This is a genomic window from Bacteroides parvus (assembly GCF_017309675.2).
Taxonomy (GTDB): Bacteria; Bacteroidota; Bacteroidia; order Bacteroidales; family Bacteroidaceae; genus Bacteroides; species Bacteroides uniformis.
In genome coordinates, this window is the sequence record NZ_CP084680.1 from 3337781 (window position 1) to 3353899 (window position 16119).

Annotated in this window: 9 protein-coding genes; 4 read left to right on the forward strand and 5 right to left on the reverse strand. The window is 47.7% G+C overall.

Going from position 1 to position 16119, the window contains the following annotated elements:
• Positions 1-243 precede the first annotated feature (243 nt).
• From JXR92_RS13615 to JXR92_RS13630, 4 genes are all read left to right on the forward strand, one after another.
• Entirely contained in the window at positions 244-1614 is a 1371-nt protein-coding gene (locus JXR92_RS13615; RefSeq protein ID WP_138346435.1) for a sigma-54-dependent transcriptional regulator, read from the forward strand.
• A complete protein-coding gene (locus JXR92_RS13620; RefSeq protein ID WP_117964543.1) occupies positions 1604-2911 on the forward strand; it encodes a sensor histidine kinase in 1308 nt (435 codons plus the stop codon). The genes JXR92_RS13615 and JXR92_RS13620 overlap by 11 nt, the downstream gene beginning before the upstream one ends.
• A 94-nt stretch (positions 2912-3005) precedes the next feature.
• Positions 3006-4457 carry a potassium/proton antiporter gene (locus tag JXR92_RS13625; RefSeq protein ID WP_138346438.1) on the forward strand — a complete coding sequence of 484 codons (1452 nt, stop codon included), beginning with the start codon at positions 3006-3008 and terminating at the stop codon, positions 4455-4457.
• A gap of 115 nt (positions 4458-4572) precedes the next feature.
• The gene (locus JXR92_RS13630; RefSeq protein ID WP_138346441.1) at positions 4573-6240 is read left to right on the forward strand and encodes a long-chain fatty acid--CoA ligase; all 1668 of its coding nucleotides are present in this window, start codon (positions 4573-4575) and stop codon (positions 6238-6240) included.
• Between the two features lie 343 nt (positions 6241-6583).
• Here the strand turns inward: JXR92_RS13630 and JXR92_RS13635 are convergent, their stop codons facing one another.
• Genes JXR92_RS13635 through JXR92_RS13655 form a run of 5 tightly spaced genes read right to left on the reverse strand, consistent with a single transcriptional unit; the run spans position 6584 to position 16117 of the window.
• Complete coding sequence (locus JXR92_RS13635; RefSeq protein WP_138346443.1) at positions 6584-8737, reverse strand: glycoside hydrolase family 97 protein; 2154 nt, start codon at positions 8735-8737, stop codon at positions 6584-6586.
• Between the two features lie 21 nt (positions 8738-8758).
• Positions 8759-11257, reverse strand: coding sequence for a glycoside hydrolase family 31 protein (locus JXR92_RS13640; RefSeq protein WP_138346446.1), 2499 nt, complete (start codon positions 11255-11257; stop codon positions 8759-8761).
• A gap of 34 nt (positions 11258-11291) precedes the next feature.
• On the reverse strand, positions 11292-13097 hold the full coding sequence (locus JXR92_RS13645) for an endo-dextranase (RefSeq protein WP_138346449.1): 1806 nt from the start codon (positions 13095-13097) through the stop codon (positions 11292-11294).
• Between the two features lie 13 nt (positions 13098-13110).
• Complete coding sequence (locus JXR92_RS13650) at positions 13111-14607, reverse strand: SusF/SusE family carbohydrate-binding protein (protein WP_016273861.1); 1497 nt, start codon at positions 14605-14607, stop codon at positions 13111-13113.
• A 19-nt stretch (positions 14608-14626) separates the two neighbouring features.
• Complete coding sequence (locus JXR92_RS13655; RefSeq protein WP_171030471.1) at positions 14627-16117, reverse strand: RagB/SusD family nutrient uptake outer membrane protein; 1491 nt, start codon at positions 16115-16117, stop codon at positions 14627-14629.
• Positions 16118-16119: the final 2 nt, after the last annotated feature.

Below are 16119 nucleotides of genomic sequence, written 5' to 3' on the forward strand. Positions count from 1 at the left end.
ATTTTTTCAGTACCGCCATGAGCTCTTACTGAAGTTGCTACAAACTAATTTCTGTTTTACTTAAATCTATTCGTCCCACAATCGTTATATTATCGTCCGACAGTTGTTGAATTATCGTCCGACAGCTGTCGGACGATAATTCAACAACTGTCGGACGATTAATTCTTAGTAAGCAAAAATATAAAATAAAGCATATAATACAGATAAATCATTAACTTTGCCTGCAGAAAACAGAAATAGTTTATGGCAAAAAAAAACGGAAACATCCTGATTGTCGATGATAACCGAGGCGTACTTACCGCCTTGCAGCTTTTGTTGAAGCCATATTTTGAAGGGATAATCACACTTCCCTCTCCCGTAACCCTGCCCAGCGTATTGCGGGAAAAGTCATGGCAAGTGGTTCTTCTTGACATGAACTTCACCTCGGGCATCAACACCGGTAACGAGGGACTATACTGGCTCCATGAAATAAAGAAGCTATGTCCCACCCTGCCCGTAGTGCTGTTTACCGCTTATGCCGACATTGACCTTGCCGTACGGGGAATCAAGGAAGGAGCCACAGACTTCGTCGTGAAACCCTGGAACAATCAGAAACTGGTGGAAACCTTACTGAATGCCGTATCAGCTTCTGAAACAAAATCTCCGGCCAACGGCCCAAATGCCAGACGTACGGCAGAAAACAACCACCCGCTTGCGGATATCCGCAACATGTATTGGGGAAACAGCTCCGCCATGCAGCAACTTCGCCTCTTGGTGGAAAAAGTGGCCTCTACCGATGCCAATATTCTTATTACGGGCGAGAACGGCACCGGTAAAGAGATGCTGGCACGCGAAATCCACTCCCTTTCACCGCGCAACCGGCAGGACATGGTAAGTGTGGATATGGGTGCAGTCACCGAAAGCCTTTTCGAAAGCGAACTGTTCGGCCACGTGAAAGGCTCTTTCACCGATGCCCATGCCGACCGTGCCGGCAAGTTCGAAGCAGCCAGCCACAGCACCCTCTTTCTCGATGAAATAGGCAATCTCCCCTACCATCTGCAAGCCAAACTGCTGACCGCCATCCAACGCCGCAGCATTGTCCGTGTAGGCAGCAACACTCCCATTCCCGTAGACATACGGCTGATTTGCGCTACAAACCGCAATCTGCCCGAGATGGTGGCAAAAGGCGAATTTCGCGAGGACCTGCTATACCGCATCAACACGATACATCTTGAGATACCCTCGTTGCGCGAGCGGCCCGAAGACATCATCCCCCTTGCAGAACTTTTCATCGCCCGCTTCTGCAAGCAATATGACAAGCCCCCCGTCAAGCTGACGGACGGCGCCTGCGAGAAGCTTACGCTCCACCCCTGGTACGGCAATATCCGCGAACTGGAACATGCCATCGAAAAAGCCATTATCATCTGTGACAACGAAACCCTTCCTGCAGAACTGTTCCAGCTGGCACGGCGAACCGGCACTCCCGAAGCAACCGCATCCACGCTCGAAGAAATGGAAATGCAGATGATACGGAAGACGCTCGACAAATGCAGCGGAAATCTCTCTGCCGTCGCCGCACAGCTGGGTATCACCCGCCAGACGTTGTACAACAAAATGAAGAAGTATGGCCTTTAATTATTCATTCCGCGTTGCCGTCAGTCTGGCAGTAGCACTCCTTGCAGGGGTGATGTGGACTGTAGACGTATTTTGGGGCGCGTTCTGCACTGCGCTGCTTCCCATAGCCCTGTACTGGCAGCAAAGGCTATACCGCCATCATGTGCGGAAGGTGCTTTTCATGCTCGACGCCATCGAAAACAACGACAATGCCATCCACTTCTCCGAAACGGAAAACACTGCCGACGCACGCCTCGTGAACCGTGCATTGAACCGGGTTGCCCATATACTTTATAATGTGAAAAGTGAAACAGCCCAGCAAGAAAAGTACTACGAACTCATTCTGGACTGCGTGAATACCGGTATCCTTGTCCTGAACGACAATGGTGCCGTATATCAAAAAAACAGTGAAGCCCTCCGTTTGCTGGGCCTCAATGTCTTTACCCACGTCAGCCAGCTGAACCGCGTAGACCCGCGTCTTTCGTCCCTTCTTGCCAATTGCCGCCCGGGAGACAAATTGCAAATGCCTTTCAACAACGAACGAGGCACTGTAAACATGTCTGTCCGCGTCAGCGACATTACAGTCCGTAAAGAGCATCTGCGTATCCTCGCCCTGAACGACATCAACAACGAGCTGGATGAAAAGGAAATAGATTCCTGGATTAGGCTTACCCGCGTACTGACGCACGAAATAATGAACGCTGTCACTCCCATAACCTCCCTGAGCGATACACTGCTGGGACTGACCGAAGCGCAAGTTTCCAAAGAAGAAATCAGAAACGGCCTGCAGACTATCAGCAGTACGGGCAAGGGCCTGCTCTCTTTTGTGGAATCATACCGGAAATTCACCCGTATTCCCACCCCCGAACCATCCTTGTTCTACGTAAAAAGTTTTATCGGACGGATGGTCGAACTCGCCCGTCACCAGCACCCCGATGTTCGGGTCACCTTTCATATGGACATCGCGCCAAGCGACCTTATTCTATATGCCGATGAGAACCTGGTATCACAAGTAGTCATCAACTTACTGAAAAATGCCATACAAGCCATCGAATCGGATAAAAATACAGATAAAGAAGGACATATCAACATACGTGCCTACTGCAATGAGGCGGAAGCCATACTGATAGAAATTTCCAACAACGGACCTGCCATTCCCAATGACATTGCCGAACACATATTTATCCCCTTCTTTACGACCAAAGAGGGTGGAAGCGGTATTGGATTGAGTATTTCCCGGCAAATAATGAGGCTTTCCGGTGGAAATTTATCCTTATTGCCCAGTAAAGAAACCACCTTTATTTTAAAGTTCAATTGAACTATTTTAGATTTGTATTTGTTAAACACAATGCATATCTTTGTACTATTAGACATAAGAAACATCACATTTCAAACTATATAGCATAGAATTTATGATATTTACAGCAGGAAACATACTACTTATAGGTTCTGTATTACTTTTTGTCAGCATCATTGTCGGCAAGACCGGCTACCGTTTCGGAGTGCCTGCGTTATTGCTTTTTCTTGTCGTCGGCATGCTGTTCGGCAGTGACGGATTGGGATTGCAGTTCCACAACGCCAAGGAAGCACAGTTCATCGGCATGGTTGCACTCAGCATCATTCTGTTCTCCGGTGGCATGGACACCAAGTTTACGGAGATAAAGCCCATATTGACTCCCGGCATTGTTTTGTCAACTGCAGGAGTGCTGCTCACGGCCCTCTTTACCGGATTATTTATCTGGTGGCTGTCCGGCATGAGCTGGACCAACATCCACCTGCCGTTGATAACCTCCCTTTTGCTTGCATCCACCATGTCATCTACCGACTCAGCCTCTGTATTCGCCATTCTGCGTTCACAAAAAATGAACCTGAAGCATAATCTGCGCCCCATGCTGGAACTGGAAAGCGGTAGTAACGACCCGATGGCATATATGCTGACAATCGTGCTGATTCAATTCATCCAGTCCTCCGGAATGGGAGTTCCCCAGATATTAGGCTCTTTTGCCATACAGTTCATTGTCGGTGCCGCAACCGGTTATTTCCTCGGAAAGCTGGCTATCCTTATGCTGAACCGGCTGAATATAGACAACCAGGCACTCTATCCTATCCTGTTACTGTCCTTTGTATTCTTCACTTTCTCCATCACCGACCTGCTGAAAGGCAACGGTTACCTGGCCGTGTATATCGCCGGAATGATGGTAGGCAATAACAAAATCATGCACCGGAAAGAGATTTATACTTTTATGGATGGACTGACCTGGCTTTTCCAAATCATCATGTTCCTCTGCCTCGGTCTGCTCGTCAACCCCCATGAGATGCTGGAAGTGGCAGTCGTGGCATTGCTCATCGGCGTCTTCATGATTGTTGTGGGACGTCCTCTCAGCGTTTTTCTCTGCCTGCTGCCTTTTGGCAAGAGAATCACCCTCAAGTCACGGCTATTCGTATCGTGGGTAGGATTACGTGGCGCAGTACCCATTATCTTTGCCACCTATCCCGTGGTGGCTAATGTGCCCGGTGCCCATGTCATCTTCAACATCGTATTTTTCATAACCATCGTCTCACTGATCATCCAGGGTACCACAGTCTCCTGGGTAGCCCGGCTGCTGGGCCTCTCCACCCCGCTGGAAAAGACCGGAAATGATTTCGGAGTTGAGCTGCCCGAAGAGATTGACTCCAACCTGCACGACATGACCATTACACAAGAAATGCTGGAGCAGGCAGACACCCTGAAAGACATGAACCTGCCCAAAGGCACACTGGTGATGATTGTAAAACGTGGCGATGAGTACCTCATTCCGAACGGAACATTAAAACTTCATGCCGGTGACAAGCTGCTTCTTATTTCGGAAAATAGCAAGGAATAAGAATTACAGATAAGTTTCTATCCGTTTCAGGGCAAGAAAAAAGTGGAAACTATTTGCTTTGCATCACTATAAGACCTATCTTTGCGCAGTTTTAACTAAAGTGTGCAACAGCTGAATGGAACAAGAACAAGGGTTCATCGATTATATAGAACAAAGCATTATTAAAAACTGGGATCGCAACGCCCTGACAGACTACAAAGGAATTACACTGCAATACAAAGATGTAGCACGGAAAATAGCCAAATTCCATATCGTATTGGAAAACGCCGGCATTAGGCCCGGCGACAAGATTGCCGTTTGCGGACGTAACAGTGCACATTGGGCAGTCGCTTTTCTGGCGACAGTTACCTATGGAGCTGTCATCGTTCCCATTCTGCATGAGTTCAAGGCCGACAATATCCACAACATCGTCAACCATTCCGAAGCCAAGCTGCTGTTTGTCGGCGACCGGGCATGGGAAAACCTCAATGAAGAGGCAATGCCCCTGCTGATGGGTATCGTACTGCTGACGGACTTCACTCCGGTAGTTTGCCGCAACGAGCAGCTGATGGAGGCTTTCGAACATCGCAACGTCCTCTATGGCACACGTTTCCCCAAGAATTTCCGCCCCGAGCATATCAGCTACCGCAAGGAGGAATCACCCGAAGAACTGGCTGTCATAAACTATACTTCGGGCACCACGGGATATTCCAAAGGGGTCATGCTCCCCTATCGCAGCCTTTGGTCCAATGTTGCATATTGCCATGAGATGCTCCCCGTACGTCCGGGCGACCATATTGTATCCATGCTGCCTCTGGGACATGTATTTGGTATGGTGTACGATTTTCTATACGGTTTTTCCGCAGGCGCCCATCTGTATTTCCTTACCCGTATGCCGTCTCCCAAGATTATTGCACAGTCATTCTCCGAAATCAGGCCACGGGTCATTTCGTGTGTACCGCTCATCGTAGAAAAGATTATCAAGAAGGATATCCTGCCCCGGATAGACAATAAAATAGGCAAGCTGCTATTGCGGATGCCCATTGTCAACGATAAAATCAAGGCTGACATGCGCAAAAAGGCAATGGAAGTATTCGGCAGTAATTTCGATGAAATAATCATCGGAGGGGCACCGTTCAATGCCGAAGTGGAACGCTTCCTGAAGCAGATAGGCTTCCCCTATACCATTGCATACGGAATGACGGAATGCGGCCCCATCATTTGTTCCAGCCGCTGGGAAACATTGAAACTGGCCTCTTGTGGCAAGGCAACCACCCGCATGGAAGTAAAGATAGACTCTCCCGACCCTCAGAACGTGGCAGGAGAAATAATCTGTAAAGGTGCCAATCTGATGCTGGGCTATTACAAAAATGCCGAAGCGACTTCCCAAATCATCGATGTAAACGGCTGGCTGCACACCGGCGACCTTGCAACGATGGATGCCGAAGGATATGTCACTGTCCGCGGACGTAGCAAGAACATGTTGCTCACAGCCAGCGGCCAGAACATCTATCCCGAAGAGATTGAAAGCAAACTGAACAACATGCCCTATGTGTCCGAATCACTGATCGTATTGCAGAACGACAAGCTCGTGGCTCTTATCTATCCGGACTTTGACGATGCATTCGCCCACGGTATGGAACAATCGGACATCGAAAAGGTTATGGAGAACAATCGGAATGAATTGAATCTGCAATTACCGGCCTACAGCCAGATTACAAAAGTCAAGATACACTTCGAGGAGTTCGAGAAAACGGCAAAGAAGAGCATTAAAAGATTTATGTATCAGGAAGCAAAAGGGTAAGGGGAATGTATCAAAACCTTCTTTAACGCTTTATTTTAGGTGCGGATAACGCAGATTTTACGGATTCAGTTTATTGAATCTGCGTTATTCCGCGTAATCCGCGCCTAATATTATAACATTATAAAAGTCTTCATGTGCTTTTGACACATTCGCATCCTTTTTGTTAACAAAAATAGAAGCAAAGGAATAAACAGCTAATAAGTGTTATAAAACATACTTTTTTAGTTGGATAATTTGCAGATTTATCAGAAGTCCGTATCTTTGAAATGTGTTTTTCATAGTATTAGATTTAAGGTTAACAAAGGTTGGAGTACAGCGGTACTCCTTTTTTTATGCCCGTAAATCAGATATTCCCGGAAAGCCTCTTCAGTCCCTTCAATACAGATTTATCTTTCACCTCCATGATGCTGATGGCATAGCCACCACCGGAGGCAGCTTTCAGTTTCAAGACCGTTTTGGGAGAAACGATACCTTTACGGATAACATAAGCTTGCGGATTTGTTTTATAATCGGCATCTTTTGCATCGGCATAGACGGTTGCAATATACTGCTTGTCTGCATCCAGGAAGTCCAGTTTCAGAGTTGAAGCATGTCCGTGCTCACTGCTGGTGCAACCGATAAACCAGTCATTCGTACCTTTTGCCTTACGGGCAACAGTGATGTAACGTCCCGGCTCAGCTTCCAGATAGCGGCTGTCGTCCCAATCCACAGCCACATCTTTGATGAACTGGAAAGCGTCCATGAAACGCTCATAATTCTCAGGAAGGTCGGCAGCCATTTGTAGAGGGCTGTACATAGTGACATAAAGTGCCAGCTGACGCGTCAAGGTAGTATTGGCATGCGTATGGCTGTTCGGATTCAACTTATTGATGTCCATTTCAAAGATACCGGGCGTATAGTCCATCGGACCACCCTGCAAACGGGTAAACGGAAGTACCGTTGTGTGGAAGGGCTTGTTACCGGCAAAAGCCTCGTACTCCGTGCCTCGGGCAGATTCATTGCCTATCAGATTGGGATAGGTACGGCATAAACCGGTTGGACGTACCGCTTCATGGGCATTGACCATTATCTTGTGTTTGGCAGCTTCGGTCACGGCGTATAGGTAATGGTTGTTCATCCATTGTCCATAGTGATGCTCGCCACGGGGAATCATATTGCCTACGTAGCCACTCTTTACCGAATTATATCCATATTTATTCATCAGACGGTAGGCAGCTTCCATGTGCCGCTCATAGTTACGGATGGAAGCCGATGTTTCATGGTGCATCATCAGACGGACGCCCTTGGAATGGGCATATTCATTCAGATACTTGATGTCAAAATCGGGATAAGGAGTCACGAAATCGAAAACATAATCCTTGGAATTACCGAACCAGTCTTCCCAACCCGTATTCCAACCCTCCACCAATACCTGGTCAAAACCGTGTTCGGCAGCAAAGTCTATGTACTTCTTCACATTAGCCGTGTTGGCCGGATGAATGCCGTTCGGTTTCACCTTGGAATAGTCCGTATCATCCAGTTTCACAGAAGGGAGGTCAAAAGTATATGCCCAGGGCTTTCCCCCTGCAATCATTTCCCACCATACGCCGACATATTTCACCGGCTTAATCCAGGAGGCATCATCATACTTGCAAGGCTCATTCAGATTGAGAATCAAATTGGAGGCCAGTATCTCACGGGCATCATCACTGACCATGACCGTACGCCAGGGAGTATGGCAGGGAGACTGCATATACCCTTTATTTCCTTGGGCATCCGGAGTCAGCCAGGATTCAAAAACGAGGTTCTTGTCATCCAGGTTGAGATGCATGCAAGAGTAGTCTACCAAGGCTGCCTCGTGCAGGTTAAGGTACACTCCATCAGCTGTTTTAAGCTGTATGGAAGTCTGGACACCCGTCGGCGAAAAGACAGTTTGTGACGCATTGTCACTCACAGCTCCCTGCAGCAGTCCACGGATTTCAGAGAGTTTGGACTCCGTGTAATCATATTCCTGGGTATCATAATCTCCCGGAATCCACCAGGCAGTATGGTCGCCGGTCATGGCAAACCGGGAATGCTCTTCCTTTATCACAAAATAAACCAGATTCTTCTGTTGCGGAAACTCATAACGGAATCCCACGCCGTCATCATATACCCGAAAACGGATATTCATAAAACGAGTGGTAGACGGTTGTTCAAGTTCTACCAGCAATTCGTTGTAGTGGTTGCGGATATCTTTTGTTTCCCCCCACACCGGTTGCCAGGTTTCATCGAAAGTGGAAGTAGAAGTCCTTACTACTTTGAAACCATCCATCAGGCTGGTAGCTCCTTTCAGTTCCAATCCCAACGTACTGGGATTGATGACAGGAGCCCCTTTATAATCCACCTGATAGGCTGGTCTCCCGTCTTTTGTCAGTTCAAAATCCAGCTTCACCATGCCCGAAGGGGATGAAATGCCTTCAGCATTCCCCGCCAGGGCAGAAAAAAGCAAAGCCGCGCTAAGTACAAATTTCTTCATAATAATGATATGTTTTTTGTGTTAATAGATAAACTCAATGATATGTTCCTTTCCATCATCCGGCAACCTCAGCAGGCAAGTCCCCAGCTTCTTGTCAGGACACCAGGTAGTTATCGTAAACTCTGTCTCCCGATTTTCTTCCAGCTTTCCGACATTCGTTTTCTTGATTTTCTGACCGTCCAGCAAAGCTGTTCTCGGCATCTGTTCCGTATAGATGCAGAACATCAGGTTTCGTTGGCCGGGTAAGCTATATTTCTCACCAGTCCGTGTACCTACTTTCAGCGTATAGCCTTTGTCGGTAGTCTGGCAAGTAATAGGAGTGCGCATGAACTCTCCACGCAAATATCCTAAATCAGTTCCTGCATCTTCATAAAGCGAGAAGGTAGTTTCACTGCCCGCTGCAGCAGGAAATATCTCAAACGTAACCGGATAGACCGGTTTCTCATCCGTATAGTTCATGACCGGCATTTGAGGCATGATACTTCCCTGCTTTACAAACATAGGAATAGTATTGAGGGGAGCATCCACCGTCATCCATTGCTCACCGCTATATGCTGTGTGTTTGTTGTTGTAGTCAATCCAAGTTCCTTCAGGAAGATACACATTCTTGTTTCGCGCTCCTTTCTTTACCACCGGAGCAACCAGCAGTTCGCTGCCAAACATGAACTGGGCATCCGTTGAGAACGTTTCCATATCTGCCGGATATTCCAGAAACATCGGTCGCATGAGAGGCAACCCCGTTTCGTGTGCTTCGCGGGCATACGTATAGATATAAGGCAAAAGACGATACTTCAATTCGATGGCTGCCTTGGCATTCTTCTCGGCCTCTTCGCCGAACAGCCACGGCTCCACAGCCACGTTGCCCTCATGATGAATGCGGCTCAGGGGATTGAAAGCGCCCATCTGTATCCACCGCGTATAAAGTTCAGCCATCGCAGGATAATTCTCTATATCTCCGCAATAACCGGTAATGTCACAAGTAGTAAAAGGAATAATTCCCAAACCGGCAGACAACAGTACCGGAATCTGATTGGCCATCTGTCCCCAGCCCTGCGTCACGTCATCACCGTTTCCACAGTCACCGGTCCAGCCGAAGGTATAGCGTTGCAAGCCCGCAAAAGCGGCACGTGTCATCTGAAATACGCGACGGTTAGGATTCCGTTTCTCAAACTGCTCCTTCACCACCTTATCCCACGTAAGACCATAAACATTGTGAATCTCATCATGCATGCCCAAATGGTGTTTCATCACCAGGCGTTCCGTCTGCTCCTCATTGCTCCAGGCAGGTTCACCCATATCAGTCCAGAAACCGGCAATGCCATCATCAATGGGCTTCTGCTGATAAGCTCCCCACCAGTCTGCCACAGCAGGAAGGGTGAAGTCCACTACTCCACAATTACCACCCCAGGGCCAGGGCATGCCATAACTCCTGCCGTTGGTGGAGTCCTTTACCAGATACCCTAACCTATCGGCTTCCTCCCATTGCCGCTTATTGGCTTGTGAAATGACCGGATCTTGCGAAACCACCACCTTGAAGCCCATATCCTTGAGGTCTGCAAGCATCTTTTTCGGATTCTCGTAGTTCCCTTTCCGCCACTCAAAATCCTGCAAATACTGTGTCCAGCCTATGTCCTGGTAAATAACATCACAAGGAATTCCACGCTTACGATAGCCTTCAGCTATTTCATAAGACAATTTCTCGCTCGTCAGCAGTCCCCGGCATTGTGCAAAGCCCAATGCCCATTTAGGAGGCATTATGGGTTTTCCCGTCAGGTCGACATATTGTTTCATGATTTCCTTATAATCCTTCCCGAAGATGAAATAATAAATCATCTCTCCCCCAGGAGCCTCGAAACTGTAGTAATCGCGGCTTTCCGTACCAAACTTAAATTCGGTCTTATACGTATTGTCCAGGAAAATACCATAACGATAACTGCTCATAAAGAACGGAATACTCTTGTAGAGCGGGTCCTCAACGGTACTATAACAAGGCTTGTCACTGTTCCACATCTTGTAGGCTTCGCCGCGACGGTCCAGCTTGCCGGTCTTTTCTCCCAAGCCGAAGAAGTGTTCGTCACGACGGAGGGTCTTGTATTCCAATTTGCGCTGCCCGTTACTGATATGCCCCTTATCGGCATAATCACTGAACAGCAGTTTCTGATACTTGTCGAATATCTGTAAGTTAAACGGAGACTTGTTTACCCGGATACGGAGTTTAGGGGTAAAAATCTCGTAGCAGGCATTCTGTTCGTCCACATGGACGGTACCGACATCCTCCAGGTCCTCATTGACGACGGCAAAGGAAGGATTATTCCGCTGGAAACTACCGTCGGGAGAAAACCATATACGTACCGTAGACTGACTACACAGACGTAATTGTATGGCAGAACTGTCATTTAAATAGAAGGTCACACTCCGGTCGTCACTGGTATAGGAAGTGCAGTCTCCGGTGCGGTTCTGTGCATTCGCATATACTGAAAATGCACAGACGGCAAAAAATAAAAATATATATTTCTTCATTACTATAATTTGTTTGTTCCTTTATTGGATATTCTTATTCCATCACAAGCATGCTCCAGTACTTCAGCAAGGGCAAGGTAAAGGTAACCGTGCCGTCCTTCTGTTCGAATGCCAGTTCCTGCGAAGCACCGGCATGGAAATCGGGCGATGCAACCCATATCTTGTTCACTTTACCGGAAACATTCATCTTCAACGGCACGTCGGACACCAGACGCGGTTCGGGCATTGTTCCGTTCAGATCCCTCCAGCTTAAGTTATCCGCATTGAGGAAGTTGAGCAGATGAATGACTTGCCTGCCATTTACATTCTTGGCATATACAGTGATGGCAGACTTCTGCGGCGGCCATGCATTCAGAGAAAGATTCCGCGCAGCATCCGTACAGTTCAGAGAAACGGAAATCTCCGCCTCCGTATCTTTATCACGAAGCAGGTTCTGATAAGCCGTCATAAAGTCATAATAACGAATCATGGCTATTTTCAGTACATCGTTCATCTGCAAAGCCGTGCTTGGAAAGTACTCGCGGCATAGCATGTGGTCACCCAATTCCAAATGAGAGCCTCCCAAAGCAAATATCACAGCATCCGTCAGCAGCACACCCGGTGTATTGAACTCACCGGTACTGCTACCTGCCTTGTCATAGTTCATATATGCGGCAAACACCGTTTTCAAGGCATGGTTGCCATACTGGTCGTTCGCTTTGATAATGGTGTGCAGATCCTTGAAGCCTGCCTCATCGCCCCATACTTCATTATAAAGGAAATCCACTTTACCCGTACCAGCTATCTGGGAAGCTCCATAGCTGGAGACGGCATTCATCACCAAACGCTTGTCCGGATGCTTCTGTTTCATGGCTTCGATGAACGAGGCATATCCCTTAGGCAGATTTACCTTATTGCCATCATAGTCATAGCGGTCACCCCGGTTTCCCAGTTGGTCTATCTGATAACCGTCAAAGTCCAGATTGGCATAAACATCATCGTTTCTCTGGGCAATATATGCCTGCCATTCCGTATTGGCGGGATTGAGCAGGAAGATATTACTTTTCCAACTGGAGGGCAAGTCATGCGAATCCTTATCCATGCGTCCCGTGTTCTTGAATATGTACCATTCTTCCTTTACCCCGTCGGAAACGGCATCGTCCAAAGCTCCGAAACATAGATTGTAGAACATGGACTTCATGCCCAGGCTGTGTTGTGTAGAGATATACTTCTTCACTACCTCGGTATAGACCTCCCGGTTGGCAATGTCCTTATAGACCTCGTCCAGATGCTCACGCGTACCGCCCAACGGCCAATGATGCTTGTTGTGCCAATCCTGAAACTGTACCCCGTTAATGTGGCAACGGTTCAGGAAAGCCATCTCCTTCTCTATCACTCCATCCACCTTTTTCGAAGCATCAAAAGTGGCAACGAAACCATAACGTGGAAAACGTGTCCAGTCACTGGATACATCTACGGCAATAGTACCAAGAATAACCTCTGTTCCATTCTCTTTTGTACGGTATACATCCACCAGATAACCGGTATAATCGGTTGCCGGAGCAGTCCAAGTCCAAGTAGTACCGACAGCAGCCTGCTCCGATACAACCTTGTCCATTGTCCGGTAGCGGATTTTAGCTCCGGCAGGAAGGGCGTCAGCTGTAAAAGAAACACTCTCGCCCGGCCGGTAACATGCCTTGTCGATAGTGAGATTGACCGTCAAGTCCGAGGTGACTGGGGTTACTTCCGTAACCCCTCCACTCTCTCCGCCTCCACCGGTACCGCTACCGGTATCATCACTCTCCTTGCTGCATGCAACCAGCAGCAAGGCTACCATTGTTGTATAAACTATCTTCTTCATCTATTGTAGATACCTATTGTTTCACGATTGAAATTGTCTCTTCCAGCTGATTCAAAGTAATCAGATAGGAACCTGCTGTCGTAATCTTCCACTTCTGGTCGATGCCGCCTACCATCACGTCCAGATATTGCGCTTTGAACGCTTCGTCTGATTTATCAAGGAAAAGCATCGGTTCTGTTTCTCCTGCAGGCTGTTTGTCTGCTACAGCCGGCATGAACCAGGCTCCATTCCAATCTTCCTGCTTATCACAAGTAAATTTCAACTCACCGGCATTCAGCGTACCTTTCCAAGTAAACACATACGGATTATCCGTTGTCTGCATCGGCGTAGCATCACCAATCGTCCAACCGGCCGGAGTAGCATCACCTACCATATAAATCATCTCATACGGAGTAAATTCGCTCATCATCATGCGTTCCTTACCACTACGGATATCCATGCAAATCTTGTAGGCCTTGCCGCATTCCCCGTCTTTCAGCACCCATTTATTGTCCGGGTCGAACCCTTTCACAAACACCACTTCTGTATCGGTATAAGCAGCATCGGCATTCTTGGCCTTATACATGTTCTCCCAACTTCCATCGGAGGTTCCGAACTTGAATTCCCCTCCTTTGCCCACTTCAAAGAACTTGCCGAAGCGGAACAAGTATGGGTCGAGCACATCTTGTTTCATCTTCACGAATCCCCAATCCGTAGCGTTACCCACAAAATAAAGCTGGTCGTAGGCAGGTGCCAACGTCTCTGTCTGGGTCAATGTAAGAACACCGGTAAACAGATTGGCCTCGACGATGTAATTATGGTCTTCTTCGACAACAAAAGGTTCATCCGGCTGGTCATCACTGCTACGAAGAACCAGCAATCCATCTGTTCCTTTGTTGTAAGAGGGCAGGAATGAGCCTAAGGTCGTGATGAACTTAAATTCACCGGCCACAAGCCGACCCGTCCATGTAAAGATACCATTGTCCTTGCGGGTCATCTCTGTCGCATCATCGGCACTCCAGCCGCCCGGAGTGGCACTACCTATCAGATAAAGGGTGGATGTGAGCGGTTTATAGGCTGTAACACTGAAAGCAGTGGTAGACACCTGTTTTTCGTCCCGTTCCGTTACAGTAGCTGTCAAGCGCGCTTCCAACGAAATGTTCTCCCCGGCAGTTGCCCCAAAATGGTTGCGCAGGATGTCATTCAATTCCTCTACGCTCTTTTTCCATGAGTATTCTTGTACGGCATTCTCCACAGCTACATAAGAATCTGCAAAATCACTGCCGGTCTTGGCCAATTCCAGCGTATAGGAAATTTTATTACCCGTCCCATAATTGGTTCCCGTAGTCCAGGAAAGCTCCAGGGCATCATCGGCATGTGCCTGCTCATTCAAAACAACTTCCGTCTTGCTGGCCGTCAGTACAAGTTCATTCTGTCCTTTATCCAATTCCATGTAATCATCATCTACACAAGCAGATAAGGCTGCACAGCCCAGTAAGGCAAATACAAGGTGTGAAATATATTTCTTCATATTCTTCTGATTAAATTAATTAATAACCCGGGTTCTGCACCATTAAGGTATTAGCATCCATCTCCGTCTGCGGAATAGGGAACAGCAAGCGGTTCTTGTTCACGTTGCTCTTTCCAATGGACTGCAGGAATTTAATGGCATACTCTCCATTGTTGACACGAATCATGTCGAACCAGCGATGCCCTTCGAAAGCTAGTTCCATGCGGCGCTCATGGATAATCTTTTCACGCATGGTTTCCTGTGACAAGCCCGAAACCTCCGGCAGTCCGGCACGCTTACGTACAATATTCAAAGGCACGGCAGCCTGGTCAGAGCGTCCCATTTCATTCAAAGCTTCGGCCTTCTTCAGCAGGACGTCCGCATAACGATAAATCACGAAGTTGGCAGGATTGGTATTGTATTCCGGAGAAACCGTTTTCGACACCAGGAACTTGCGTACATTGTATCCCGTATTGGAATAAGAGCTTTTGTAAGCCTTACCGTCAAAATCCGGACATCCGGCATAAAGCACGGTCAAATCCTTACGTTTGTCACCGCTCTCATATTGACCCACAAATTCTTCTGTAGGCTGGTTCCAGCCATAACTGCCGGCAACAAAGTCCGAATTACGGGGACCCATGAAAGTAGAAAGCCAGGAAGACTGCGGATTGTTTCCCCAAAAATCATATTCCGTATTGCCCGAATACTGGACCTCGAACAAAGATTCCGGCCCGTTATTGACCAATGCATCGAAATTGTCCTCATACTTGCAGGAAGAAAGGTCATACCCCAAATTTGTTATCTCATCACACAAATCAGACACCTCTTGATAATATTCCGTATGATTAGGAGCCAGCGTCAGATAAATATCTGCCAACATGGCCAAAGCTGCATCTTTGCAGGCACGTCCCACGTTCTCGTCGTCGTAAGAAGACTTGGCAGGAAGCAGGTCAACCGCATTCTTACAATCGGAAATTATCTGGGCATAAGTCTCTTCGACTGTAGCGCGTGCAATGTCTGTCGGTTCTCCCGGATTATAAGGAGCCAAACGCAGTGGAACACCACCGTACAGACGTACCAATACATAGTAATAATGTGCACGGAGAAAATAAGCCTCTCCCAGACAGCGGTTCTTGATTCTCTCTGACACGGCTTCAGCCTCCAGAAGACTATTCAACACAATGTTGCATTGTCCTATCCCCACCCAGGGAGAACGCCACATGTACAATGCCATGCCATTGTCGCTCTGCGTTATGAAGTTAGAAGCTTGTATCGTTTCAAGGCCGTCGGTACCGCCACCGGCACCCACCAGACTGTTACCCGCCACAATATCCAGTGTCCAGATACGCTGGTTGTACATATTGGAAGACTGAAGGGTGCGATAGCAGGCATTGGTCAGAGCAATGGCCACATCATCGGTCACCGTCGTTTCCGGGTCAACCGTATTTTTAGGAGACTTGTCCAGAAAGTCGCTGCAGGAAGCCAGCAGCAATACTGCCAGCATATATAGTAAATTTGTTATCTTTTTCATAT